A 24,640-nucleotide genomic window follows, 5' to 3' on the forward strand; every position below is an offset into this window, starting at 1 on the left:
TAACGTTTGCTATAAGCGATGGGAGAGAGCTGACATGAAGAACATACAGGACGGAGTCTTTCCCGCAGTATGCCCGCTCGATTGTCCGGATACCTGCGGGCTGCTGCTGCACAAAAAGGACGGGAAGCTCGTCAAGATAGAGGGCAACCCGGAGCATCCGGTGACCAAAGGAGCGATTTGCAACAAGGTGCGGCATGCAGGCGAATGGATGCAGCATCCGGATCGGCTGACACAGCCGCTGAAGCGGGTTGGCCCTAAAGGGGAGGGAGCTTTTGTACCGATCAGCTGGGATGAGGCCATTGCCGAAATTGCCCGGAAGCTTCGCTCGGTGAGTGAAGAGTTCGGCTCCGAGAGCATCCTCCCTTATAACTATTACGGCAATATGGGCTTCCTCAGTGTGGAGGGGATGAACCGCCGTTTCTTTAATGCGCTTGGCGCGAGCCGGTTGGAGCTGACCATATGTGCATCCGCCGGAAATGAAGGCTGGAAGCATACGATGGGCTTCAAGGGCGGATTAAATCCGGAGGATACGGTGAATGCCGACCTGATTATTATCTGGGGGGCCAACATCGTCAGTACGAATATGCACCAGGTGGTGCTGGCGGAACAAGCGCGCAAGCGCGGGGCGAAGGTCATTGTTATTGATGTTCACCGCAACCGTACGGCCCAGTGGGGCGACTGGTTTATCCAGCTCCATCCGGGAACGGACAGTGCGCTGGCGCTGGGGATTATGCACATCCTGTTCCGTGACAAGCTGGTGGATGAAGATTTTCTGGCCCGTTATACGGTGGGGCATGAGGAACTGCGCCAGCAGGCGCAGCTGTATCCTCCGCAGACTGTCTCGGATATTACCGGCGTCCCTGTGGACGACCTGGAGCAGCTTGCACGGATGTACGGCGAAGCCAATGTGTCTTACATCCGGATCGGCAACGGCCTGCAGCATCATGATAACGGCGGGATGAATGTGCGCAGCATCAGCTGCCTGCCCGCCCTGACCGGCCAATGGCTGAAAAAAGGCGGCGGTGCGCTGAAGTACAACGGCGCTTATAACGCGCTTAATGCCCGGGCGCTGGAACGGCCAAAGCTGCGCCCTAATCCGCGGGCGCGGAGCATCAACATGAACCGGCTGGCCCAGGCGCTGGAGATGACCGAGCAGCCGGTGAAGGCGTTGTTTGTGTTCTGCAGCAACCCTGTGGTAGTGGCGCCGGAAGCGGACCGGGTGCGCGCCGGCATGCAGCGGGAGGATCTGTTCACCGTGGTGCATGAGCTGTTCATGACCGACACCGCGAAGTATGCCGATATCGTGCTGCCGTCAACAGCTTCGTTCGAAAATACCGATCTGTATGCCTCCTACTGGCATCACTATATGCAGCTCCAGGAGCCAGTTCTTGAGGCACCGGGAGAGTGCAAAAGCAACTTTGAGCTGTTTTCGCTGCTGGGCCGTGCGATGGGGTTTGACGAGGAGGCCTTCAGTCAGAGCGAGGACGAAATGATCCGCGAAGCGCTGGACAATCCGGCTAATCCGTACCTGAACGGTGTCACGCTGGAGCGGCTGCAGGCCGAGCGCCATGTGAAGCTGGATCTGACGGCGCGGGAGAACTTTCTGGATAAGCTGCCTACGCCATCAGGCAAAATCGAGCTGTATTCTTCCACACTTAAGGCGGAGGGCCTCTCGCCCCTGCCTGTTTACGAACCGCTGAAGGAAGGATATGACGGTGTACGCCGTCCCCGTGCAGATGATCCGTATCCGTTGAACTTCATCTCCCCGCCGAACCACAATTTCCTGAACGGCACCTTTGCCAATGTGGAGAAACATCAGCGGATGGAGAAGGGGCCGATGCTGCAGATCCACCCGCTGGATGCCGAAGCCCGCTCCATCCGTGACGGCGACAGAGTGAAGGTCTATAACGGCCGGGGCGAAATCGTGCTGAAAGCCGTTGTGACCGACAAAATGCTGCCCGGCACCGCGATCAGCCAAGGCCTCTGGTGGGAAGGGGAAGACGGCCCGCAGCGGGTCAATGTTCTGACACCGGACCGGCTCAGTGACATGGGCCGCGGCGCCACCTTTTTCTCGACCACGATTCAGGTGGAGAAGCTGAAGCTAGAGGAGCAACCGGAGACGGTGGTTCAAGAGTCGTAATATTGCAAATAAATGAGCCGCCCTTGCAAGTGAAGGGCGGCTGTTTTGATTATTGACGCTATAGCTGATGTTTTTTGAGTATAGGGAAATCTGCGTTGCTGAGGTTGAGAAAGCAATGTTAAAATTCCCATAAATAAACAAGGTTCAGGGTGAATAAATATGATTGAACGGGAGGTTGAAGCGGAAAACAGGCAGAGCCGAAATGAAGCTGAAGGGGATAGCTGAACATGATGATAGTTGGAACGATACTCGCGATTTTGGCTGCTGTGGTATTAACCATTTTTTTGGGCCCATACGGGATACTGGTATTGTTTGCAGTAGGGTTTGGTTTATTGCTCAGCATACACGTCAGAACGAAAGAAATTCATGACGACATGCAGAAAATCAAGGAGAAGCTTGGCCTTACAGCCGGCGATGATTATGTCAGCGATCAGGAAATTGAGGCGGAGCTGGAGCAGGACAGAGTGTAGGAAGAGCATTAGGACGAGGAAACGGTAAGGATAAGGTAAGGATAAGGTAAGGATAAGGTAAGGATAAGGTTAGGACAAAGATAAGGACAAAGATAAGGGTTAGACAAAAAACTGATGAAAACTGAGTGCTTTTATATGAATTATTAGGAGGAGTGTATCTCCCCATGCAGGATTGATATTATGTACTGTGGTATCTTGAAAAAGAAAATAACACTCTATAAAACTAGGTATCGGCTGAAAGTCGATTAAGACTAATGCCATCATGTAATCCTTGTTTGTACATTAATACTTCTGCAATCCCTTGAAGGAGGGTGGTGGCTGTATCATAATTTTGAAGAGTATCTTTACAATCTTCAGGCAACTTGGTTAGTAAATCTAAAAAAATCCGGTTGCAATCACCAATTAGGTGCTTATATTCATCGGACTGAGACAAAATTGACTTATCGATGTAGTCCATACGTATGGATAGAAATTGATTAAAAGCGTGCTCTATATCAGCCATGATTGTTCCTCCGACAAAAAAATGAAATGGAATGTATATATCTAATTATATAGTGACATCACTTAGGTGTCAATGTGAATGTATGAGTGCGAATTTCACAATGATACAATAATGACATCACTTTTAGGGAGTAATAAATATATGGCTACGGATAAAAGAGTGTTTACTTTACGGTTAAAGGATGAAAATTTCAGTAAAATCAAATATATCGCAGACCGAAACAAGCGGTCCATTGCTATGCAGATAGAGTATCTAATCGAACAACAAATAGAACAGTTCGAAAAAGAAAAAGGAATTATAGAAATTGAAGAATGAAGCGTCAGTTTTTTTGTATGTCTTCGTTTTGTACCCTCGTACAATCCATTTCCTGTCTTAGCATGGTCCTCTTCTTAAATCAATTCTTCTCTGATAGTCTGAAAAGTGCGAACCTGAAGCGCACATGGAATCTCTGGGAGATTCGCACCCTTGGTGTTAGAAGGTAATTCGTAAATTTTGCAGAATATACTTGTGATGTAGTATCTATATTTTGAGTGGTTCGCACTTTTAGCTGTTTGAACCCTTACGTAGTAAGGGGTTTCGGGTGAACTGTCGCTCCCCGTGCGGGAGCGTGGATTGAAACACGGTCCCTGACCTTATAGATCGGGCAGACCGGAAGTCGCTCCCCGTGTGGGAGCGTGGATTGAAACTTGTCCGTCTTCCCGGTTGTGTTTGGGCGATTTTGTCGCTCCCCGTGCGGGAGCGTGGATTGAAACCTGAGCAACCCATCCGAAGAGTTAATACTGGTATCGTCGCTCCCCATGCGGGAACGTTGATTGAAACACGTTTGGCTGAAAGACAACCACGCGCGCATAACCTTCGCTCCCTACGGGAAGCGTAAACCGAAATCCAAATAAACCAACACGGTTTGCCCAAATAGCGCTTAGCCCCCTATACGCATGGTCACTTCAGCAAACTTTTTAGGCTAGATTAACCTTGTTTATGTGTGCCTTTTCAGGCGGCTACTTTCTTTATTCTCTATCATGGGATTATTGGCTTAAGTATGATTGGAGCGGATTCGATCTGGTGACCATCCTCCTATCAGTTAACATGGTCTCCGGCATCCCCGGCGTCTTCTGCTTTTTTTCGTGCCCGGAAGCGGCGTACCTTCATCAGATTGCCGCAGAGCTTGTCATCGCAGTAGCGCTTGGAGCGGTTGCGGGTATCGTCGAAGTAGACCCAGAGGCAGTCAGGATTGTCGCAGATGCGGAAACGGGCGGTTTCCTTCTCCAGCAGGGCAGCAGCAAAAGAAGCGGCAATCTCGGCCATAACCTGTTCCCAGTCGTTGCGTTGCGGCAGAAGAGAGAGCTCCGCCCGGCCGTCCGGCTTCCAGACTACTTGTCTAATCGCTGGCCCTTTGCCCATATACATATTCAGTTGCTCCAGCAGCTTAGGATCTGCGCTATTGCCTTGCACGAGCTTCTGCACTTCGCCCCACAACAGGCCGCGCAGCTGCTTCAATTGCTCCAGTTCATCAGGCTCCGGCGGCGATGTTACCTGCAACGATTGCTGCTCCAGCCACTTCTCCAGCCATTCCTGATCCTCCAGCCTGTCCCGGTCCTTGCTGCGGTCGCCTGTCCGCCAATCCCGCCAATAGCTGTTAATGAAATCCTCCCACAGCACGGTTCATCCATCCTTCCGCAGCCTTCTCTTTCTCTTGATTGTAACAGTTAAAAATCATGTTTGCTAGTTACTTGAATCCTCCGCTTGAATATGCTACATTTCTTGTGTAACGGTTATCGGAGCTTTGAGTGGTTACATTGCTCACAATACTTTGAGGAGGTAAAACATGCAGAATAAGATTAGCGATGTTTTGCTGCAAAACTGGGATTATGCCATGGATGTCGAGGATTGGGCGCCGCCGCTTAGTGATGCGCTGCAGGGTGTGGATAGCATTCAGGCCAGCTGGAAGCCGGGGGAAGCGGGCAACTCCATCTGGGAGACGGTCAACCATCTGACCTATTACAAGGAACGTTTGCTGAATAAGCTCAAAGGTCTGCCGCAGCTGCCGGATGCAGAGAGCAACGACGCCACTTTTGCCGTAACAGCAAGTGGGGAAGAAGCGTGGGAACAGGCGGTTGCCAAGCTGAAGACCATCCATGCTTCACTGCGGGAAGTGATTGAGGCGCTGGAGGAAGGCATCTACGACTGGGGCGGCTCGGGCCATGCTCCGGGTGAAGAAGTGATGAGCCTGATTCTGCATGATTCCTACCACACTGGACAGATTGTGCTGGTCCGCAAGCTGCAAGGCTCCTGGCCTTCCCACCGCAGTTTTAACTGATTAATTAATGTCTAAAAATGAAGCCGCATCTCCGCTGACCGGGTATATCCTGGCTTTGTGGGGATGCGGCTATTTGTTTCAAGCAGGAAAAGCCGGGGTTAATGGGTGCTATACACAAGAAATCGGATTCCAGCGTTGTCGCATCCACCTTTATTAAATACGCGGCGTATATTATTATCATTTTCGGAATCCTGTTCTTCCTGGTGAGATACGTTTTCCCGATGTTCTAAAATCATAGACGACGAGGCAGCGAGCTTGCGGCAAATGTAAGCGCCTGAGGATCTTCACAAACCAAAAGCCACGGCTACCCTGACGGTAATCGTGGCTTTTGATCTTCACACACACCTGAATTGCAATATAACTCTATACTTCTCTAGGTACAGAATCACGGGATTCGGCGGAATTGCGGTAAAAAAACCAGCATTCGTTCAGCAGCTTGATCTGACGGCGGTCCTTTTTGAAATAAGCCTTCATGAGCTGATGGCAGAGCCACTGTGGCAAGTGTACCCCTCCTCTGGCATGCTTCCTATGTACAGCATATGGGAAGGAGTGCCCAAAGGTGCGGCGAAGGCTACAATTTAATGAATACCTTCTTCTTCCTCTTCGTACCACTGTTCCAGCTGTGCCTGCAGCGCACGGATTTCCGTCAGCAGCGAGATCAGCGGATAATTATTCTCCTGAATAGAGGAAAAAGCGCTCTCCAGCCGGTTGATGTACGCAAGCCCCGACTCCAGCGTATACCCCTCGCGCAGAAGATCCAGCGAATCACATTCCGCGATGGCCAGCGGCAGGTTCGGCACATTGTCCGCCGTCAGCTTGTCGATCTCTTTATTGAGGCGGAGATTAAGCGCACTCAGCTGGTACGCATATTCCTCCGGCATTTCCACAAACTGCAATTCCTGTTTCTGCTGCAAAATTACATACCGCATTTTCGGCATACGTCATTCTCCCTCCGGACTTGTCTTCCTTCTTGACAGTTTAGCCTATGGGCAAGTTACAATTCAAGTAGAGATCTTATTTCCTGTGGAGAGGACCTGTGAGAAACGCTATGACGACTATGAGTAACGAAGAGCTGCAGCTGTGGATCGAGCAGGTGTCGCTGGGCAGCTTTGGCGTGCCATTCCGGCACAAAGCAAGCTTTAACAACAGACTTACGACAACAGGCGGACGATATTTTACCAAAAGCCATAATATAGAGATTAACCCGCAGCAGCTGGCGATGTATGGGCGTGAAGAGACGGAGAAGATCATCAAGCACGAGCTCTGCCACTACCATCTGCATCTGGCGAAGCGGGGATATATGCACCGGGATGCCGATTTCAAAAGCCTGCTGGCCCAGGTCGGCGGAAGCCGTTACTGCGGAGCGCTGCCGGGGGCCAAGGCCCGCAAGCCGCAGCCTTACCGGTATAAGCTCGTGTGCACCGATTGTGCCATGGAATATCCGCGCAAGCGCAAGGCTGACCCGAAGCGCTACCGCTGCGGCAAATGTGCCGGCAAGCTGAAGCTGGTAGCACTTGAACTAGGGAATGGCCAGTCTACTTAATGACGAGGCCCAGCAGCCCGGCAAAAGAAGCCGCCTGATCTGCGGAAATAATACAGCCCGGCAGATCTTCAATATCCACATTCAGGCCGCTGAATTCGCAGTCGCTTAAGTCGATATCTCTTAATTTGGAGCCTGCCATTACCGCCTGATCGATTTTGCAGACTGAGAACGACATTTTATTGAAAGTCGATTGATAGAAGTCGGCGCTGTTGAGTGAACTGTTCTCGAAGGCCGTTTGTTTGAAGTTTCCGAACCGGAAGCTGGCGAAGTCCCCTATGCAGTCCGTCACACGGACATTCTGGAATCTTGCTCTGGTAAAGTCGGTTCCGATCATTTTGCACAGCTTGAACTCAGTCCGGTGAATGAAGGCTTCGCTGAAATCCACGTTGGACAGATCGCAGTTTTCAAAGATCACATCCGTCAGCTCGACAGCACGGAGTGTGGACTCGGTAATCGTGACATTTTTGAACAGTACTTTATCGAAGGATACCTTGGACGCTTCCTGGTATTCAATGAAGGTATCGCTGATGGCGCAGAGGCTGAACTCCTCTTTGGACTCCAGGGAGAACACTTGCTGCACTGGCAGAGAGAGCGGGTCGGCGATTTTGGGCGGATCAATTTTATAGTTCATGCTGGCCTCCAATAATGATAATGAATAGGGTGGGTTCCGTCGCCGAAGCGGCGGGTGGATGAGTTAACTATCCTGCGCGGCAGGTGTTTTGTCAATGTTCCGGTAGTCTGCTGGAGGCTAGCTCAGAACAGGGATAACAGCCTAGTTATAACGGGAACCCAAAGGCTTTCTATTGCAAAAGATACAGCAGATTTCTTACTTTTGGCCTGCAAATAGCAATCTATTGTATAGAATGCAGCAGATTGAGGTAGGGGTAGAGGTAGAGACCTTTCACAGAGTCACTCTATTGATGTTCAGCGGAGGGCGGCTGGTATTCGTGAAAAATATGCAGCAAAAACAGCTGTTTGGCGTTATTGCCAATCAGCTGTTTTTGCTATTCACCTATTCTGCTGTCCATCTGGTGATACTGCGGTTTATTTGAGCTGTTTCATGCCCAGATTAATCCGATAATTGCCATACTCCAGCAGATCATCGAGAAAACCATTCAGCTCCGCCTGATCCCCTGTACGCACGCGCATCCAGTAGCAGCCTTCCCCGCTGAACCCGGTGCAGTTCCACTACGCTGCTGTGGTTTAGGGCAAACTTTTGAAAGGGAGGATGGGCGGCGTTGGAGCTTAAGAACACGGTGATAAAGGCGTGGATGCTCTGTCCGATTTTGAGCGGATTCCAGCGGACGGTATAACCTTCAATAATCTCTAATTCCCGCATTCTGCGGATTCGTGCGCCTACCGCCTGCCCCGTCATATGAACATATTCTCCGATGTCCTTATGGCTGAGCGTGGAGTCTTCTATAAGATATTGAAGGATGCGGTAATCCGTATCGTCGATGAGGTAGGGGGTCATAAGTTAAATTCCTTTCCAGATGAAAATAGAACAGGCCAATCTCTTTCACGGCACAATGTATTCCGCACGCAGGTCCATTTATAATTAATTGTAGCAGAAGACAGCTGGAAAGAAGAGGTGTTTAGAATGAAAATTCAATTGATCCGCAATGCGGCCTTATGGCTGGAATACGGCGGTGTTACCTTCCTGATCGACCCGATGCTCAGCGAACAGGGAGCCAATCCGCCGATTGTGAATACGGAGAATGACCGCAGAAATCCGCTCGTTCCTTTGCCGGGGCCGGTTCAGCAGTGGCTTTCACCGGATGCTGTACTGGTTACACATCTGCATCAGGATCACTGGGATGCGGCGGCGGTGTCACTTTTGCCGCATGAGATCCCGCTGTTATGCCAGGATGGGGATCAGGATACAATCGCTGCCCAAGGGTTCGGTAATATCACCGTGGTACAAGACAATGCTGCATTAACGTTCCGTGGGGTGACCCTGACACGAACCGCAGGCCGGCATGGAACAGGAGAGATCGGAGAGCGGATGGGCAAGGTATCCGGTTTTGTCTTTAAGGCTGAAGGTGAGCCTGTGCTGTATCTGGCCGGAGACACCATCTGGTGCGCGGAGGTCAAACAAGCCTTGGACGAGTATAGTCCGGAAGTGGTCATTGTCAATGCCGGAGGCGCGCAGTTCATAACGGGAGGCCATATTACAATGAATGATCAGGATGTCGTTGATTTATGCCATTATGCCCCTGAAGCATCCGTCATCACCGTCCATATGGATGCCATTAATCATTGCCTGGTTACACGTGACTTGCTTAAAGCACGCTTGCAGCAGGAGGGGCTGCTGAACCGTGTTGCCCTTCCGCTGGATGGAGAATGGATTCAGATCGATGCCTAAATCTAAGCTTCGTGTATAGTGTTGTGCCCGTCAAATTCATGAGCTGATTGTAAACGATCTCAGAGTGGCTTTTGTCCGCTTGACTAGATCACGAAATCATGATAAATTATTCCTTGTTCATGTAATGTTCCCTGATAGCTCAGTTGGTAGAGCACTCGACTGTTAATCGAGTTGTCACAGGTTCGAGTCCTGTTCGGGGAGCCATTTACTTGGAGAGATACCCAAGTGGCTATAAGGGGACCCTCTGCTAAGGGGTTAGACTGCGTAAGCGGTGCGAGGGTTCGAATCCCTCTCTCTCCGTATCGATACTTTCAGACAGTAAGAGCTCCCGAGCGGGGCTCTTTTTTTGTGCTGTATACTCATGCTTTTCCAGCCGGACTACCAGTGCAACCCGTTACCTCTTTAATAAATTGAAGGATTGAAGCTGTAAAGAGACAAATGTTATATTATTTACAGAAAAACAAAGCATTGTAACAGAAAAGGGAATAAATACAAAAACAATCGACCTTTAAAATCCTCTGCTTTACTCCGGTTTTCATCGATTTTTGCGAATAATACACAAAACACTCCATTCAATTCACTCATAATGTCAATAAACCTAACGTATAATTCCGAATTTTATATTAAAACCACTCATATATTAGTGACGGAGAAATAACTGTATGTTAATATAAATGACATCTTGAGGGATTGAACAGAATGTAAGGCGTAGAAAGGGGAATTTTGATTATTATGGAGAGAAGGGGATGGCGATGGAGTACTTCATTCAGCAGTTAATTAACGGTATTTCCGTAGGCAGTATTTACGCTCTAATCGCCCTTGGTTACACCATGGTGTACGGAATTATTAAGCTGATCAACTTTGCGCATGGGGATGTGTTTATGGTCGGTTCGTTTATCGGACTGTACAGCGCAAAATATTTGGCGAACGCAGGGCTCCCTCCTGTGTTTGTGTTGATCTTGTCGCTTATAATTTCGATGACCATCAGCGCACTGCTGGGCATCACGATTGAACGCTTCGCCTACAAGCCGCTGCGCAAATCGACCCGGATTGCCGCACTTATTACGGCCATTGGCGTATCGTTCCTGCTGGAATACACCGGAGTGCTTATTCTCGGGCCTCAGGCGAAAGGCTTCCCGGACATAATGGACAAGAAACAGTACCAGTTGTTCGGCACATCCATTCAAGTGGAATCCAATCAAGTCATGATTCTTCTAACAACCATAATTCTTATGATTCTCTTGCAATATATCGTACGTTACACCAAAACCGGTAAAGCGATGCGGGCGGTATCGTTCGATGTGGAGGCGGCCCGTTTGATGGGGATCAACGTAGACCGCACCATTTCGGCAACTTTTGCTATCGGTTCGGCGCTGGCCGCTGCTGCCGGAGTGATTTTCGGCATGACTTACAACTCCGTCGATCCGCTGATGGGCGTTATGCCGGGGCTTAAAGCTTTTGTAGCCGCAGTGCTTGGAGGCATTGGAAGTATTCCCGGGGCGCTTGTTGGCGGATTGCTGCTGGGAACGGTAGAGACGGAGATTTCTTCGCTCGGATTTTCCTCCTGGCGTGATGGAGTGGCTTTTGCAGTATTGATCCTGATCCTTATCTTTAAACCATCCGGGCTGTTCGGCAAGAATGTCCGGGAGAAAGTGTAGGAGGGAACCGGCGTGAAGATGATAAGCAAAAAGTTCTGGAGGGGCATTATTGTTGCCCTGGCGTTTTATGGAGTCGTTCAAGTTCTTCTAACAACGGGAATATTCAGTGATGTTACAAGGTCGATGCTTCTCTTGATCGGTGTCAACATCATGCTGGCGGTATCGCTTAACCTCATTACCGGGATTACCGGACAATTCTCCATCGGTCATGCAGGCTTTATGTCTGTAGGTGCGTACACTTCGGCGATTCTGACACTGGATTATAACGTTCCATTCGTTCCGGTGATTATTGCCGGCGGTTTGCTCGCTGCTGTGTTTGGGGTCCTGATCGGAATGCCTACACTCCGGCTGAATGGTGACTATCTGGCCATCGCCACACTGGGGTTCGGCGAGATTATCCGGATCATCATGCTGAACACGGAATTCGTCGGCGGCGCCTCCGGGCTCAGCGGCATCCCTGCCAAAACGACCTGGACCCTGCTATTTCTCTTTACCTTAATTACAGTGGTTGTGATCAATAACTTTATAAGATCCACACATGGCCGGGCCTGCCTTGCCATCCGCGAGAATGAAATCGCCGCAGAGGCGATGGGGATTAACACGACGCGCTATAAGATTATTGCCTTTACGATCGGTGCATTGTTCGCCGGTATAGCGGGCGGATTGTCTGCGCATACGTTCTACGTGATTACTCCGGGCAGCTTTAACTTTCTGAAATCGTTCGAGATTATCGTTATGGTTGTTCTCGGGGGACTCGGCAGTACAGCCGGCTCCATTGTGGGTGCTGTCTTTGTAACCTTGCTCTACACCTATCTGCGTGAATTCCCGGAATGGCGGATGATTATTTATTCGATCGTTCTGATCCTGATGATGATATTCCGTCCAAGCGGGCTGCTGGGTACAACGAAATTTTCATTCGGCAAGCTTGGCAAAAAGGAGGTGAAGGCAGATGACAGCATCACAGGCAGCAGTGCTTCTTGACGTTAAAGAGGCCAGCCGTTCCTTTGGAGGGCTTAAGGCGCTCAGCGAAGTTTCTCTTCACATTAACAAAGGTGAACTGATCGGTCTGATTGGGCCGAATGGTGCCGGCAAAACGACGCTTTTCAACCTGTTAACCGGCGTATACCCGCCCTCTACAGGCAGCATTCTTCTTAACAATGAGTCCATTGGCGGGATGAAGCCCTACAAGATCAACCATAAGGGCGCTGCGCGCACCTTCCAGAATATCCGGCTGTTTACGGCCATGACAGTATTGGAGAATGTCAAAATCGCCTTTCACCAGCATGCCAGACATTCCTTATTCACCTCCATGCTGCGGCTGCCGAAGCATTTCAAGGGAGAGGACGAAATTACACGGAAGGCGATGGATATTCTCAAAATATTCAATCTCGCGGACCAGAGTGAAGAGGTTGCCAGCAATCTCAGCTATGGTAACCAGCGGCGTCTGGAAATTGCACGGGCGCTGGCGGCAGGGCCGAAGCTGCTGCTGCTGGATGAACCGGCGGCGGGCATGAACCCGAACGAGACGCGGGACTTAATGAATCTGATCGCCTGGATACGCGAGGAATTTGACCTCACCATTCTGTTGATCGAGCATGATATGTCGCTTGTTATGGGCGTCTGCAACCGGATTTATGTCTTGGATCGCGGGATACTGATTGCTGATGGAACTCCGGCGGAGATTCGGAATAATCCCAAGGTTATCGAAGCGTATTTGGGACAGGAGGCGTAATGGCAATGCTTAAAGTACAGGGGATCAATGTTTATTATGGAGCCATTCATGCTCTGAAGGACCTTAGCATCCATGTCGAGCAAGGGGAAATTGTAACACTGATCGGAGCCAATGGTGCAGGCAAATCAACGCTCCTGAAGACTCTGTCAGGTCTGCTTAAACCCAAGACAGGCAGCATTGAATTTCTGGATAAATCAATAACCAGCCAGAGTGTTCAGGCGATCGTCAAGCAGGGCTTGATCCATTGTCCTGAAGGACGCCGCGTGTTCGCCAATATGTCTGTTGAAGAGAACCTTGAGCTTGGCGCTTACCTGCAGGAATCCGGAAGTCTGGCGGCTGATTTCGAGAAGGTGTACGACATCTTTCCGAGGCTCCGGGAACGCAAGAAGCAGCAGGCAGGTACTTTGTCCGGTGGCGAACAGCAGATGCTTGCCATGGGGCGGGCCATTATGGGGCATCCCCAGCTGCTGCTGCTGGATGAGCCATCCATGGGGCTTGCACCGCTGCTGGTACAGGATATTTTCAAGATTATTAAAGATGTGAACGAAGCCGGAACTACTGTGCTGCTGGTGGAGCAAAATGCGCATCAGGCGCTCAAAATCGCCCACCGCGCCTACGTGCTGGAAACGGGCAGGGTTGTTCTTGAAGGGGATGCCAAGGAATTGGCAGATTCCGAAGAAATCAAAATGGCCTATCTCGGGCACTAAGAGGTTAGCCTCACTAAGGGCATCATAGAAACAACATATATACAATTCTATTATCCGGGAGGCTGGGAGAAACTATGAAGAAAATTGGGGCCATTATTTTGTCAACAGTACTGACTGCAGTATTGGCATCGGGCTGCGGCAACGACAACACAGAGAACAGCGGAAACTCTGCAAGCGGCGGCAATTCTGGCGGGGGCACTATCAAAATCGGCGCGAACCTTGAGCTCACGGGCGGCCAGGCCTCTTTCGGCGATTCCGTATCCAAAGGCGCGAAGCTGGCGGTACAGCAGATCAATGACGCAGGCGGCATACTCGGCAAGAAACTGGAATTAATCGTAGCCGATAACGCCTCGAAATCCGAGGAAGCCACGCAAGCCGCGCAAAAACTGATTACCAATGATAAGGTTGTTACCATCATTGGTGCTTCGACCTCGACCAACACGCTGGGGATTGTCCCGGTGGCTACCGAGAAGAAAATACCGCTGGTATCCGTAGGTGCCACCAACCCTAAAGTGACGGTGGATGAGCGCAGTGGCAAAGTGAACGAATGGGTGTTCCGCACTGCCTTTATCGATCCTTTCCAAGGAGAAGTTATGGCTAACTTTGCTGTAGATTCGCTGAAAGCCAAAACAGCTGTAATTTACACAGACACGTCGAGTGACTATTCCAAGGGTCTGCAAAAGTTCTTTGAAGAAACCTTTAAGGCAAAAGGCGGAGAGGTGCTGAGCCAGGAATCCTATCAGCAAAAAGACTCCGACTTCAAAGCCGTGCTGACACGGATCAAAGAGCAAAACCCGGATGTAATCTATCTGCCGGGCTATTATGAAGAAGTTGGCAAAATCGTAAAGCAAGCCCGCGAGATGGGCATTACAGTTCCATTCCTTGGCGGTGACGGCTGGGATTCTCCGCAACTCGCTGAAATCGCCGGCAAAGAGGCTCTGGACAACACTTATATGTCCAACCATTACTCACCGGAAGATACAGCTACTGAAGTTACATCCTTCGTTGATGCCTACAAAGCTGCCAATGGGGGCGCAGTACCGGACGGGATGGCCGCTCTTGGTTATGATTCCCTGAAGCTGGTTGCTGACGCCATTACCCGTGCAGGTGAGGCCGATCCTGCCAAGATTAAAGATGCTTTGGCAGCAACCAAAGATCTGCAGCTGGCTACCGGTAAAATCACGCTCAACGAAACACATGACCCAGTTAAAGCAGCTGTCGTTCTGAAATTCGTTGACGGCACACAAACTTTCGAAACAAAGGTAAATCCGTAAGAGGTTCAAATGCATATAATAACGGGTAGGAACGATTAAGAACCGCAATCAAATTTGTTTATCATCGGGGTGTCCAGTGCGCCCCGAATCACCTTAGCTGTGAAGAGAAGGGCTCAACATTGGGCCTTTCTTTTCGCATAACATTAAGGAGGAGAATAAATGATTGTCGGAGTACCCAAAGAGATCAAAAATAATGAGAACCGTGTAGCGATTACTCCAGCCGGAGTGGGGGCGCTCCGCAAAGCAGGTCATGAGGTGCTGGTCGAGCAATCGGCAGGCGCGGGCAGTGGATTCACGGACAGTGAATATCTGGAGAAGGGTGCAGAGGTGCTTGACGCTGCGGCCGGGGTCTGGAGCAAAGCAGCGATGATCATTAAAGTGAAGGAACCGCTGCCGGAAGAGTATGGCTACTTTCGCAAGGGGCTAATCCTGTTCACGTATCTGCACCTCGCTCCTGAGGCCGGCCTTACCCAAGCGCTTGTGGAGAGCGGAGTAACTGCGGTCGGCTACGAGACGATACAGCTTGAAGACGGATCGTTGCCGCTGCTTATCCCGATGAGCGAGGTAGCCGGACGGATGGCTGTACAGATTGGCGCTCGGCTGCTGGAGAAGCCGCATGGCGGCAAAGGTATCTTGCTTAGCGGAGTTCCGGGCGTGCAGGCCGGTGAAGTGGTCATCATTGGCGGAGGGATCGTCGGCACAAATGCGGCGAGGATTGCGCTGGGAATGGGTGCACGCGTGACGGTGCTTGATTTAAATGCCAGCCGGCTTCGTGAGCTGGATGATATTTTTGACGGGCGAGTGGCTACCCTTATGTCTGATTCTTATCACATTGAACAAGCTGTACGCAAAGCCGACCTGTTGATCGGTGCAGTGCTTATACCAGGTGCCCGTGCACCGAAGCTGGTAAAAGAGTACATGGTGCGGCAAATGGCAGAAGGTTCTGTAATTGTAGATGTGGCGATTGACCAAGGGGGTTCGATTGAGACAATCGACCGGATTACTACACATGAGAGCCCGACCTATGTAAAGTTTGGTGTTGTGCACTATGCTGTGGCCAACATGCCGGGCGCGGTTGCCCGGACTTCAACGCTAGCGCTGACCAATGTAACCATTCCTTATGCCCTGCAAATTGCCGATTTGGGTATTCATGGAGCAGGGGTGAAGAACGCGGCGCTTGCCCGCGGACTTAATGTCGTGGCCGGACAGGTGACCAATTTGGCTGTTGCACAAAGTCTGGGATATGAGGCGGCGGATGGGCTGGAGGTACTGGCTGCTCAAGGGGTGTGACGGACATAGAAAAGTTGGAGGGTCTCTGCGGGAAGGCGGAGATTTAGCGGGGATGAACGGCTGATTGCTGCAGCTGTGAATGTCCGTTATTTTTTTGAGAAAAGTTCTTGTCAAATCAGCCTGGGTTTGATATACTCATTTTTGTTGTGACAAAGACAACTTATCAAGCATGGCCCGTTGGTCAAGGGGTTAAGACACCTCCCTTTCACGGAGGTAACATGGGTTCGAATCCCATACGGGTCATATATGCGGTAGTGGTGGAATGGCAGACACGCTATCTTGAGGGGGTAGTGGGTGTATACCCGTGGAGGTTCGAGTCCTCTCTACCGCATACGATGTTTAGAAGAGAAAGTCCTTGATATTCAAGGGCTTTTTTCTTTGCATTCACAGGTTGCGGATTTCTGGTACTTGGACAGGAGAAATCACCATTTCAGAGCTGCGGCGTATTTCGGGTACAGCTCACGGATGCAATCCGGACAAATATCATGGGTGAATTGCAAAGACAGCTGCTGCAGCAGGAAACGTTCAATGGTCACCCACTCCTCGCTGCTGTTGCGGATGGATTTGCAGGAGGCGCAGATAGGAACAAGAGGTTGAGGATTCTTCTGGTGCAAACGCAACGGCTGGATCGTTCGGACAGGCTGAACAGGCTGACTTGTGACAACAGGACCAACATCCTGCAGAGAGAGAATGATAGCCTGGTTTGCTGCCGGATTCTCGTGGATAAGCGGAAAGGCATCTACACGGAATCTTCTGCTGCCTTTGGCCGCAGTCTGTAGAATAAACTCGGAACTGGATATTAAAGACTCGCCGCGAAGGATGTGATGCAGCGCCTCCTTAAGTGCAGTGATCTGGGAAGGGGTGGACATCGATTGTTCGAATAACTCCAGAGCATCAGCGCCAGTCCAATCGGCATGCGGGGAGAGTCCATAATGGTTGTTGTATTCCTTCCAGGAGTCGTTGGTGAACAGGATGATCCCCTGACTGTCGATAACCAGTGCATTATGCGGCAGAGCATTAAGGGAACGGATGAGGGAAATGGATATGCTGAATGGCAAAGGTTATCTCTCCTTGATAGTTTACAGGATGGAAAGCTAGGATGGAGGCAGGTTAAGCAGCTCTGCGACTTGGCGCCTGTAGCGCTCGGCCCTGCGGGTGCCGTGAATCAGATTGGATAGGCGATAAGGCGGAATTCCGTACAGCTCACAGAATTTCTTCTGATCCATGTGCATTTCCGTCAGCCGCTGTTTGATTGCCCAGCCAAAAGGAGTAACAGGACGTTTGCTGTTCAAAACACTTCACCTCTTATCGACTATCCAGTCGTGTGATATAATGAATGGGAATAATAATAGTTAATTATATACTTTTTTACGTCATTTTACAATAAAAATTACGTAAATAAGTATATTTAAATAGTGCGGAAGGCGGATTGCTGATGGCGTCGATATACGAGCGGATAGAATATTTGATCAAACAAAAAGGACTGACAAAAAAGTCCTTCTGCGAACAGCTGAATATCAGTACCGGCAACATGGGGGATTGGAAGCGGGGCAAGTCGACGCCCGGAACACATAAGCTGATCGAGATCGGTGCTTTTTTTCATGTGAGTCTGGATTGGCTGATTCTGGGCAAGACTACAACGGAGATTCTTCGCGAAGGCGGGGAGGATTATTTTTCTGGCCAAATACGGCAACTGAATTGCCAAAGTGAGGAATTGCTGCAGAAGGAGCAAGAATTTATTAAGGAATATATCGAGTTTGCCCGATACCGCAGGCTTAAAGAAAATGACGAAAATTCTTAAAGTGGTGTCTTTACATTTTGCTGAAATGGATTTATAATATTGAATGTTGGCCTCAAACATTGCTTTAACGTTTTACTCACCGCGCGGTAGTGGTGGAATGGCAGACACGCTATCTTGAGGGGGTAGTGGGTGTATACCCGTGGAGGTTCGAGTCCTCTCTACCGCATACATGAAGAAACCTGAAATACCTTGTTGCTCAAGGGATTTCAGGTTTTTTTGTTTTGTTTTATAGACTGATCCAATGGAGGGAAAAAGAGTGCCGAATAAAATTCACAACTCTAATGAGCGGTTCCTGATCGTTACCGCCGACGATTTCGGAATGTGCCATTCCATGAATGAGGCTATTATGAACCTGTACCAAGCAGATGCAATCAATTCCAGCATGATTATGATGCCGGGGCCCTGGGCGAAAGAGGCTGCTGAGTATGCCAAAAATCATCACAATGTTAATGTGGGAATTCATCTTACGCTTACTTCGAGTCTCCCGGCCTATAAGTGGGGCCCGGTTACCAGGAGTTCCAGGATACAGTCGTTAATTACTGCAGAGGGATATTTTTGGGAACATGCAGCTCATGTGGAAGAGCGGGCTACTGCTGAAGCCATCCGAACTGAAATCCGAAGTCAGATCGAGATGGCTCTAACACTGGGGATTGAACCGACACACTTGGACAGTCATGAAGGCAGTTTATTGGGATTGTCGAGAGGCCGGGATTTTCTGGAGATCGTATTTGATCTGTGCCAGGAGTACCGGCTGCCTTTTAAGCTGCCTGTTAATATAGTAAATCAATCATTTCTGGATTTAGAGATGAGGGAATTAATGACGGAGAGGATTGAATCGGCGCGGAAAAGAGGGATCTTGTTAATTGATGACTTGATTAATCTTCCTTATCACTTGGAGCAGGGGGAGGACTATGACATTGCTAAGGTTAAAATGATGGAAGCTATAAAAGGTGTGGGAGGAGGGATAACAGAAGTTGTCATCCATCCTGCGCTGAATACTTATGAAATGCGGGCAATTACTCCACACTGGAAGAAAAGGGAGATCGAGTACCTGTTATTTATGGATGAGGATATTCACAGATTACTGCAAACCGAAAAGATTCAGCTCACTTCATGGAAAGACATACGCGATAGACAACGTCAGGCCAGTGGCGGTGACACGACGGGAAACCCGGACTACAAAGGTTGCCGTTCGTAGGATGCAAACGGCGGATCGCCGCTATTTTCCCACCACAGGTACACACAGATGGGCCTCGAATCTTTCGTCATCAGGTCCTGACTTCTCTGTATAGTTGATGAAGAAAACCCCGGCTTCGTTGAACTTGAATTCACCTGATGGCAGCCATTCCTGATGGATATAATCCCATGTGCTCTGAAACGCAGCTGTGGGCACACCCTTGGCGATAAAAATAGCATATTTGGATGCGGGGTAATCCTTATGCACAAGACCTTCGGGAACTGTACCGTGATCTCCTACCTCAACGCCTAAAAAATAGCCGGTATCCCAGGCGGATTGCTCCCACAGCTTGGGAACCGAATCGCGGCCTTCGAAGATGCCCAGGTAACAGCCGCTGCTCTGGACTTTTGACGGAATGGAATCAAATTTGCTGTCGATATCGATTTCTCCGAAGACATGTCCCCAGATATCGGCATAAGGCTCGCCTGCTTGATTGAGGTTCTGCCAGCCGATGACTTGAAGCTCCGGTAAATCTAGCACATAAGGCTTTTCTCCGCCAATGGAGTCGGTGCGCTGAGGGGCTTCTTTTTCCAGCTGCTGGCGGATCAGTTCGATTACCCGCGGTTTGAATTTAGGGGCGTATCCCTCGGTAGTTCCATCATAGCTGCTCTGGCGTAACGGCTCTGTCATGCATAATTCCTCCTAGTTCATTTGTTCTTCGTCTTCATTATAAATGGGATTTGAAGGGATGGATTGTCCGTTTATAACAGAATGTTCGCCAATAGCAATACACACCTTCATGGAGACCTCTTCATAGGTTTCATTTACGGTATAGAGGGCAAAAGGGCTGCCGGCCCGCCTATAGCAGCAGTTTTCCTCCAGCCAGCGGGTCATAATATCCGCAAGTCCGGTGAAATCCCCGAAACTATCTGCGGTTAATACCGCATAAAGCCCTGCTTCTAGGGTAACAACACTCAGACCGTCTTCGGCTGATAATTCGCCCGTTTCTGTCTGCTCGACACCGCACAAGTATCCATTGCTGGTAATCTCCACATAAAACGACGATGGAAGGAATCCGCGTTGATTGATCTGCGATAAAAGCTTGGCCGAAGCTTCATCTTCCGCATGACTGCCCACGGCATGGGCGACGATATAGTGCTGCTGCGCAAATGGGGTTACTTCAATGATGTAGCTGCTTTGCTTGCGGATAATGGGCAGGGATAGACGAAGCTCTTTGATGGTCCCTGTCTTTTGAATGATGAATTCCTCACGGCAATGATCACCTGCCAGGGTGAACACGCTTTTAGCCAGCCAATGGCTGTAAAGGTAGTCCCAGGCCTGGTTGATGCTTCCGGTAAAAGGTACGGATAAGACGGCAAACTCACCGCCGCATAACGTAGCTGGCTCTATGGAGTGATAACCGGCCTCCCCCAGGGCGGAAATCCAGTACTCATGATTCCGGGTATCTATGAATAGGTTGTACGATTGTCTGGACCGTCCAACCTGCACGGGGGTTAATCCGAAGAGTCTAAAACTCATGTCCGTACGCTTGGCTGTGAAGACCGCTTGTTTCAGTGCGTTGATGGCTTGCTGTTCGATGTCTGTGTCTCCTGCGGCGAGGTAAACGGCGGTCAGGCCATGCAGCGGTTGCCCGGACTGGATCTTAATGGCTGTCTCCGCCAAGTGGAGGGGGAACTGCCCGGGGAGGAAGGTATAGAACACGCTGCTCCGTTTGTATTCCATTGGCGTAAGCCCGACGATTTTTTTGAAGACCTTGGAGAAGGAAGGCAGGGAGTCAAAGCCGTTGCCCAGCGCAATTCCGGTAATGGATAACCCGCAGTTCTTGATCTGGGCGCATGCGTTGCTGATTCTTCTTTTGCGGATATAGTCTTTAATGGAATGGCCGGATACGCAGTAGAATTCCCGGTACAGCTGCATCAAAGAAACATATCCCGTCCGGGCGAGGTTGTCGAGGCTGATCTCCTCATTCAGATGATCTTCGATATAATCGAAAACCCGCTTCAAAACATCCTGCTTCATAGCCAACCTGCTTTCCGGGGAATTAAACGGTGTTACGTTTCAAGCATCGAGTGCTATATTCTCTGTATACCATAATTAGGGAGGATGGAAATGACAATTAGCATAATGATTGTGGTATAGCGAACACAAAGATACTCTTCACAGGAGCCGCGGGCTTTTGTGAAGAGTATCTTTTCATATTATAGGGGAGGATTAGTCCAGCAGTTTGGCAATATCGGCTTCGATCTGGTCCGGAGTAGTTTGTGGTGCAAACCGCTTCAGGACACGGCCTTCCTGATCGACCAGAAACTTGGTGAAATTCCACTTGACGCTCTTAGAGCCCAGGACGCCCGGCGCTTCCTTGGACAGGTATTTGAATAACGGATGCGCTTCGTCGCCCTTCACGTCAACCTTCTCGTACATCGGGAAGGTTACTCCGTAATTGATTTCGCAGAATTCGGCGATGTCTTCGCTTTCACCCGGTTCCTGTCCGGCAAACTGGTTGCTCGGAAAACCAAGCACCTCAAAACCACGGTCCTTGAATTTATCGTACACTTCCTGGAGACCCTTATATTGCGGGGTGAATCCGCATTTGCTGGCTGTGTTCACGACAAGCAGCACCTTACCTTTGTACTTGGACAGGGATTCTTCTTCCCCGCGCAGCGTGTTGGCTTCGAAATCATAAATACTCATGAATAACGCCTCCCGAACTTTGATTTATCACAATTTAATTTTACACTATTTATCGTAAGAAGCAACCCGTCAGAATTGTGACAACATTGTATATTCGTTTCAAAATATCTCTGTTGTTTAAATGTAGGGTATGCGGCGGTACAAATACATTTTGATAAAGGAGTAGATACAGATGAAAGCATTATATACGGCTACAGCAACGGTTCACGGCGGACGGGAGGGCTCTGTGAAGTCCTCGGATGGTGTACTTGAACATGATTTGAAAATGCCAAAGGAGCTTGGCGGCCCCGGGGGTTCCGGCACGAATCCTGAGCAGCTGTTCGCGGCAGGCTACGGTGCCTGCTATGAAAGTGCCTTGGCCAATATCGCCCGTAAAGAGGGCGTTAAGCTGCAGGATGTGGAGGTCACCGCCAACGTATCCATCGGCAAGGATGACAGCGACGGCGGCTTCAGACTGGCTGTAAGAATGGATGTGAAGCTGCCCGGCATTGACCGTGCGCAGGCGGAGGATTTGGCAGAAAAGGCTCATGCGTTCTGTCCGTATTCCAAGGCAACGCGGGGCAACATCGAAGTTGAACTGAATGTGTTGTAACGAGCATCCGGTATTTAGAAGGATTTCTGGAAATAATGGCTAAATAGAGACGGTGAGGCAGGAAACAGCCGGGAATAGCGGTCTAAAGGGCGGCTTTGGTTGACATCACCCCTAAAATTCTTTAATATGTCTAAGTATCTGTTATGCACGTGTGCTACTAAGTACCAAAAATATAAATAATGGGTGATGAAGATGTCTTACAGACCGCATATTACGAATGTGACCAAAGCCAGCAGCAATGATAAGGAAGGATTGTACGAGTTCATTATCAAGCTTGCTGACGGAACGGAGTGCCGCGCGTTCTATCATCGGTTTCCGGAATGGAAAATGACGAACATCAGCCGCCTGCTTAAGACACCATGTCCGGTTTGCCGCAAAGATTTCATCTGCAAATGTATGGAATCCTTCACTGCTGATTTCGAAGGGCAAATGCTCGGCGACGAGTGGATCGACAAGGCTATTGCTGAATAATTAAATGGACGGATGATGAGGCGCGGGAGCTATCCCGCGTTTTTGTTTATTTCCGGGGGAGATACTATGAAGAGGGGGTGTGGCAAGATGGAGGAAGAGCAAAACAAGACGGGCGGTAAGTCTATTGTGCTGATCGACGGCGTATGCCATCTTTGTCAGGGGCTGGTGCGGTTTATTATTCCGCGCGATCCCAAGGCCAGATTTCTGTTCGCCCCCTTGCAGAGTGAGACAGCGGGCGGAATGCTGAGTGCAGGCGGGCTTGGATCAGACCAGCTGAATACGGTCGTGCTGGTGGAGAAAGGGACCTGCTATACAGAGTCGGCTGCAGTGCTGCGGATCGCCCGTGGCTTGCGTTTTCCGTGGCCTGCCGCATATATCTTCATACTTGTGCCGCGGCCTCTGAGAGATGCCCTGTACAGGCTTGTGGCAAGGAACCGGTACCGCTGGTTTGGGCGTGACGAGCAATGTCTGCTTCCCACACCGGAAATCCGCAAGAGATTTCTGTAAGGTGCACAGCCGATGTGCACAACCTCAAAAAAGCAGCAGGTGGCTATGTCACCTTGCTGCTTTTTGGGCTGGCTTAAACCCCTATTCGGTTTGGGAATAGAGGATTTATTGATTAAGAGCTGTCGTCGTGAGGATATAGGTTTGCGTAAGCTTCCATTTGCCGTCTGCCGTTTTTTTCAGTATATTGACCGATACGGCCCGGCTGTCCTGAAACTCCGGACCTTTTACTTTCTTGGACGTCTGCACTGTGTATACCGCAGCAGTATCCCCGGTATAATCAATAATTTTAGAAGAATCAAGCGTAATGGCTAAATCATAGGCTTTAAACATTTGCATATAAAGTTCTTTGCTTTGCTCGTATGCAGGGGAAGTTTCGTCAATGGTGGATAATGCCCCATCCAGATCCTCTTTGTTAGAGTAATCCACATTGGCCTGAACAACAGCTTTAATTTGATCTTCATCCGTTTTGGGTACATTGACCTTAGCCTCCAGCACATCTGCCGGAAGAATGTACTGTAGCGCAGCGATTTGGATACCGCTGATTTGCCAAGCAGAACCGCCGGCTTTTCTGGTGAGGGAGTATACATACTCCGCTTGGCTATCCAGCATGAAGGGACCGTTTACTTTCTCGGAGGTTTCAATCGTGTGTACGGTTGCTTCATTCCCTTTGGAATCAATAATTTCCATCTGGAGGAGGGTAGTTTTGGCATCAAAGATTTCGTACTGCTCTTTGATTCCTGGGCCGATCCCTGCCAGTGGGGATTCCGGATCAATAAGGTTCATGAACCCGTCATAGTTCTCTGTATTGGAATACGTCACATATTTATCAAATAATGCGGAGATTCCCTTGACATCAGCGGTGTTCTCCTTGCTTGTAATTGCAACAGTTCTGGAAGCTGCTTTCCACTCCACACTGTTTCCGGTGGCTTCGCTTACAAAGCGCAGGGGAACATAAGTGACTTTGTCAATTGTTTTGGGTGCGGAGGCCAGCTGTTTAACGGTTCCGTTTATAGTTGCTTTTTTGCTTCCGGTCTGCAGCTTGATGCTGAGACCTTCCTTGGTGGCTGTGATCGTGTTACTCTTGGCATCCCAGACCAGCTTCATGCCGAGCTTTTCAAAAATGGGCCGCATAGGGATGAGCACGGAATTGCCCTCCTGAATCGGGGCGGCGCTGGTCAAATTAAGCTTCTGCTGGTCAACGAGTACAGTGATAGGTTTGGTTGCTGCGGCTGCTGACAAGCTGATGGATCCGGATAAGACGAGGGCTGCGAGTAAACTGGGCACTAATTTCATGTTGAATGATCTCCTTTAGTTGTAATCTGGCCGTGCTGAAAGCTGACTGACTAACAGTATAGGGCAGTGGAATAATGAGGTAAATATCC

The 24,640-nt window shown here is 49.8% G+C and carries 29 protein-coding genes, 5 tRNA genes and 1 pseudogene; 23 read left to right on the top strand and 12 right to left on the bottom strand.

Annotation, left to right across the window (positions count from 1 at the left end):
• Window positions 1-34: 34 nt before the first annotated feature.
• Together H70357_RS06185 and H70357_RS06190 are read left to right on the top strand one after the other, a co-directional pair.
• Window positions 35-2,140, top strand: coding sequence for a molybdopterin-containing oxidoreductase family protein (locus tag H70357_RS06185; protein WP_052091861.1), 2,106 nt, complete (start codon window positions 35-37; stop codon window positions 2,138-2,140).
• A 227-nt stretch (window positions 2,141-2,367) separates the two neighbouring features.
• Complete coding sequence (locus H70357_RS06190; RefSeq protein ID WP_052091862.1) at window positions 2,368-2,610, top strand: hypothetical protein; 243 nt, start codon at window positions 2,368-2,370, stop codon at window positions 2,608-2,610.
• 223 nt (window positions 2,611-2,833) lie between these two features.
• On the opposite strand, the gene H70357_RS06195 is transcribed toward H70357_RS06190, so the two are convergent.
• A complete protein-coding gene (locus H70357_RS06195) occupies window positions 2,834-3,112 on the bottom strand; it encodes a hypothetical protein (protein WP_038586987.1) in 279 nt (92 codons plus the stop codon).
• A 141-nt stretch (window positions 3,113-3,253) separates the two neighbouring features.
• Here H70357_RS06195 and H70357_RS06200 point away from each other — a divergent pair, with 141 nt between their 5' ends.
• A complete protein-coding gene (locus H70357_RS06200) occupies window positions 3,254-3,427 on the top strand; it encodes a hypothetical protein (RefSeq protein ID WP_038598778.1) in 174 nt (57 codons plus the stop codon).
• 762 nt (window positions 3,428-4,189) lie between these two features.
• Here H70357_RS06200 and H70357_RS06205 read toward each other — a convergent pair.
• Window positions 4,190-4,771 (bottom strand): CGNR zinc finger domain-containing protein, encoded by a 582-nt coding sequence (locus H70357_RS06205; RefSeq protein WP_038586990.1) that lies wholly within the window; start codon window positions 4,769-4,771, stop codon window positions 4,190-4,192.
• A 166-nt stretch (window positions 4,772-4,937) separates the two neighbouring features.
• Here H70357_RS06205 and H70357_RS06210 point away from each other — a divergent pair, with 166 nt between their 5' ends.
• Window positions 4,938-5,429, top strand: coding sequence for a DinB family protein (locus H70357_RS06210; protein WP_038586993.1), 492 nt, complete (start codon window positions 4,938-4,940; stop codon window positions 5,427-5,429).
• A 363-nt stretch (window positions 5,430-5,792) separates the two neighbouring features.
• Here the strand turns inward: H70357_RS06210 and cmpA are convergent, their stop codons facing one another.
• Together cmpA and H70357_RS06215 are read right to left on the bottom strand one after the other, a co-directional pair.
• Entirely contained in the window at window positions 5,793-5,930 is a 138-nt protein-coding gene (gene cmpA, locus H70357_RS35700; protein WP_144024341.1) for a cortex morphogenetic protein CmpA, read from the bottom strand.
• A gap of 77 nt (window positions 5,931-6,007) precedes the next feature.
• The gene (locus tag H70357_RS06215) at window positions 6,008-6,367 is read right to left on the bottom strand and encodes a hypothetical protein (protein WP_038586996.1); all 360 of its coding nucleotides are present in this window, start codon (window positions 6,365-6,367) and stop codon (window positions 6,008-6,010) included.
• Window positions 6,368-6,486: 119 nt separating this feature from the next.
• Here H70357_RS06215 and H70357_RS06220 point away from each other — a divergent pair, with 119 nt between their 5' ends.
• Window positions 6,487-6,972: a SprT family protein gene (locus H70357_RS06220; RefSeq protein WP_197073705.1), complete on the top strand. Its 486-nt coding sequence runs from the start codon at window positions 6,487-6,489 to the stop codon at window positions 6,970-6,972.
• Here the strand turns inward: H70357_RS06220 and H70357_RS06225 are convergent.
• Window positions 6,965-7,603: a pentapeptide repeat-containing protein gene (locus tag H70357_RS06225; protein ID WP_038587002.1), complete on the bottom strand. Its 639-nt coding sequence runs from the start codon at window positions 7,601-7,603 to the stop codon at window positions 6,965-6,967. The two genes, H70357_RS06220 and H70357_RS06225, sit on opposite strands and share 8 nt — an antisense overlap.
• A 232-nt stretch (window positions 7,604-7,835) precedes the next feature.
• Between H70357_RS06225 and H70357_RS35705 the strand changes: the two genes are divergently transcribed.
• Window positions 7,836-8,024 (top strand): hypothetical protein, encoded by a 189-nt coding sequence (locus H70357_RS35705; RefSeq protein WP_156130820.1) that lies wholly within the window; start codon window positions 7,836-7,838, stop codon window positions 8,022-8,024.
• Here H70357_RS35705 and H70357_RS06230 read toward each other — a convergent pair.
• Window positions 8,017-8,446: pseudogene (locus H70357_RS06230) on the bottom strand (Lrp/AsnC family transcriptional regulator). The gene H70357_RS35705 and the pseudogene H70357_RS06230 overlap by 8 nt on opposite strands.
• A gap of 126 nt (window positions 8,447-8,572) precedes the next feature.
• Between H70357_RS06230 and H70357_RS06235 the strand changes: the two are divergent.
• The 11 genes from H70357_RS06235 to H70357_RS06285 all read left to right on the top strand — a co-directional run bounded on the left by H70357_RS06235 (window position 8,573) and on the right by H70357_RS06285 (window position 16,329).
• A complete protein-coding gene (locus tag H70357_RS06235) occupies window positions 8,573-9,337 on the top strand; it encodes an MBL fold metallo-hydrolase (RefSeq protein WP_038587005.1) in 765 nt (254 codons plus the stop codon).
• Between the two features lie 128 nt (window positions 9,338-9,465).
• Window positions 9,466-9,541: transfer RNA gene (locus H70357_RS06240), tRNA-Asn, on the top strand.
• A 7-nt stretch (window positions 9,542-9,548) separates the two neighbouring features.
• Window positions 9,549-9,637 (top strand) — tRNA-Ser (locus H70357_RS06245).
• Window positions 9,638-10,089: 452 nt separating this feature from the next.
• Window positions 10,090-10,995: a branched-chain amino acid ABC transporter permease gene (locus tag H70357_RS06250; RefSeq protein ID WP_038598781.1), complete on the top strand. Its 906-nt coding sequence runs from the start codon at window positions 10,090-10,092 to the stop codon at window positions 10,993-10,995.
• Window positions 10,996-11,013: 18 nt separating this feature from the next.
• On the top strand, window positions 11,014-11,976 hold the full coding sequence (locus tag H70357_RS06255; RefSeq protein ID WP_052092460.1) for a branched-chain amino acid ABC transporter permease: 963 nt from the start codon (window positions 11,014-11,016) through the stop codon (window positions 11,974-11,976).
• Window positions 11,945-12,727, top strand: coding sequence for an ABC transporter ATP-binding protein (locus H70357_RS06260; protein WP_038587007.1), 783 nt, complete (start codon window positions 11,945-11,947; stop codon window positions 12,725-12,727). The genes H70357_RS06255 and H70357_RS06260 overlap by 32 nt, the downstream gene beginning before the upstream one ends.
• Before the next feature lie 5 nt (window positions 12,728-12,732).
• Entirely contained in the window at window positions 12,733-13,434 is a 702-nt protein-coding gene (locus H70357_RS06265) for an ABC transporter ATP-binding protein (protein ID WP_038598786.1), read from the top strand.
• Between the two features lie 74 nt (window positions 13,435-13,508).
• A complete protein-coding gene (locus tag H70357_RS06270; protein ID WP_038587010.1) occupies window positions 13,509-14,708 on the top strand; it encodes an ABC transporter substrate-binding protein in 1,200 nt (399 codons plus the stop codon).
• A 159-nt stretch (window positions 14,709-14,867) separates the two neighbouring features.
• Complete coding sequence (ald, locus tag H70357_RS06275) at window positions 14,868-15,998, top strand: alanine dehydrogenase (protein WP_052091864.1); 1,131 nt, start codon at window positions 14,868-14,870, stop codon at window positions 15,996-15,998.
• A gap of 171 nt (window positions 15,999-16,169) precedes the next feature.
• Window positions 16,170-16,241, top strand: a tRNA-Glu gene (locus H70357_RS06280).
• A gap of 5 nt (window positions 16,242-16,246) precedes the next feature.
• Window positions 16,247-16,329 (top strand) — tRNA-Leu (locus H70357_RS06285).
• Window positions 16,330-16,420: 91 nt separating this feature from the next.
• Here the strand turns inward: H70357_RS06285 and H70357_RS06290 are convergent.
• Together H70357_RS06290 and H70357_RS06295 are read right to left on the bottom strand one after the other, a co-directional pair.
• Window positions 16,421-17,056, bottom strand: a complete 636-nt coding sequence (locus tag H70357_RS06290; protein ID WP_038587013.1) for a nitrogen regulation protein NR(II) — start codon at window positions 17,054-17,056, stop codon at window positions 16,421-16,423.
• Between the two features lie 36 nt (window positions 17,057-17,092).
• The gene (locus H70357_RS06295; RefSeq protein ID WP_038587016.1) at window positions 17,093-17,290 is read right to left on the bottom strand and encodes a transcriptional regulator; all 198 of its coding nucleotides are present in this window, start codon (window positions 17,288-17,290) and stop codon (window positions 17,093-17,095) included.
• Between the two features lie 143 nt (window positions 17,291-17,433).
• Here H70357_RS06295 and H70357_RS06300 point away from each other — a divergent pair, with 143 nt between their 5' ends.
• From H70357_RS06300 to H70357_RS06310, 3 genes are all read left to right on the top strand, one after another.
• Window positions 17,434-17,799 carry a helix-turn-helix domain-containing protein gene (locus H70357_RS06300; protein WP_038587018.1) on the top strand — a complete coding sequence of 122 codons (366 nt, stop codon included), beginning with the start codon at window positions 17,434-17,436 and terminating at the stop codon, window positions 17,797-17,799.
• A gap of 83 nt (window positions 17,800-17,882) precedes the next feature.
• Window positions 17,883-17,965: transfer RNA gene (locus tag H70357_RS06305), tRNA-Leu, on the top strand.
• A gap of 90 nt (window positions 17,966-18,055) precedes the next feature.
• Entirely contained in the window at window positions 18,056-18,997 is a 942-nt protein-coding gene (locus tag H70357_RS06310) for a polysaccharide deacetylase family protein (RefSeq protein WP_052091865.1), read from the top strand.
• A gap of 21 nt (window positions 18,998-19,018) precedes the next feature.
• Here the strand turns inward: H70357_RS06310 and H70357_RS06315 are convergent, their stop codons facing one another.
• The 3 genes from H70357_RS06315 to H70357_RS06325 all read right to left on the bottom strand — a co-directional run bounded on the left by H70357_RS06315 (window position 19,019) and on the right by H70357_RS06325 (window position 21,688).
• The gene (locus H70357_RS06315; protein ID WP_038587020.1) at window positions 19,019-19,666 is read right to left on the bottom strand and encodes a GyrI-like domain-containing protein; all 648 of its coding nucleotides are present in this window, start codon (window positions 19,664-19,666) and stop codon (window positions 19,019-19,021) included.
• A gap of 12 nt (window positions 19,667-19,678) precedes the next feature.
• A complete protein-coding gene (locus tag H70357_RS06320) occupies window positions 19,679-21,016 on the bottom strand; it encodes a helix-turn-helix domain-containing protein (protein WP_038587023.1) in 1,338 nt (445 codons plus the stop codon).
• Window positions 21,017-21,208: 192 nt separating this feature from the next.
• Window positions 21,209-21,688: a glutathione peroxidase gene (locus H70357_RS06325; RefSeq protein WP_038587026.1), complete on the bottom strand. Its 480-nt coding sequence runs from the start codon at window positions 21,686-21,688 to the stop codon at window positions 21,209-21,211.
• Between the two features lie 172 nt (window positions 21,689-21,860).
• On the opposite strand from H70357_RS06325, the gene H70357_RS06330 reads away from it, so the two are divergent.
• The 3 genes from H70357_RS06330 to H70357_RS06340 all read left to right on the top strand — a co-directional run bounded on the left by H70357_RS06330 (window position 21,861) and on the right by H70357_RS06340 (window position 23,258).
• Window positions 21,861-22,280 carry an organic hydroperoxide resistance protein gene (locus tag H70357_RS06330; RefSeq protein ID WP_038587029.1) on the top strand — a complete coding sequence of 140 codons (420 nt, stop codon included), beginning with the start codon at window positions 21,861-21,863 and terminating at the stop codon, window positions 22,278-22,280.
• 192 nt (window positions 22,281-22,472) lie between these two features.
• On the top strand, window positions 22,473-22,751 hold the full coding sequence (locus H70357_RS06335; RefSeq protein WP_038587032.1) for a hypothetical protein: 279 nt from the start codon (window positions 22,473-22,475) through the stop codon (window positions 22,749-22,751).
• Window positions 22,752-22,838: 87 nt separating this feature from the next.
• Entirely contained in the window at window positions 22,839-23,258 is a 420-nt protein-coding gene (locus H70357_RS06340) for a thiol-disulfide oxidoreductase DCC family protein (RefSeq protein WP_038587034.1), read from the top strand.
• Window positions 23,259-23,363: 105 nt separating this feature from the next.
• Here the strand turns inward: H70357_RS06340 and H70357_RS06345 are convergent, their stop codons facing one another.
• Window positions 23,364-24,551 (bottom strand): copper amine oxidase N-terminal domain-containing protein, encoded by a 1,188-nt coding sequence (locus H70357_RS06345; protein WP_038587036.1) that lies wholly within the window; start codon window positions 24,549-24,551, stop codon window positions 23,364-23,366.
• Between the last annotated feature and the right edge of the window lie 89 nt (window positions 24,552-24,640).

This window comes from Paenibacillus sp. FSL H7-0357, assembly GCF_000758525.1.
GTDB lineage: Bacteria > Bacillota > Bacilli > Paenibacillales > Paenibacillaceae > Paenibacillus_AQ.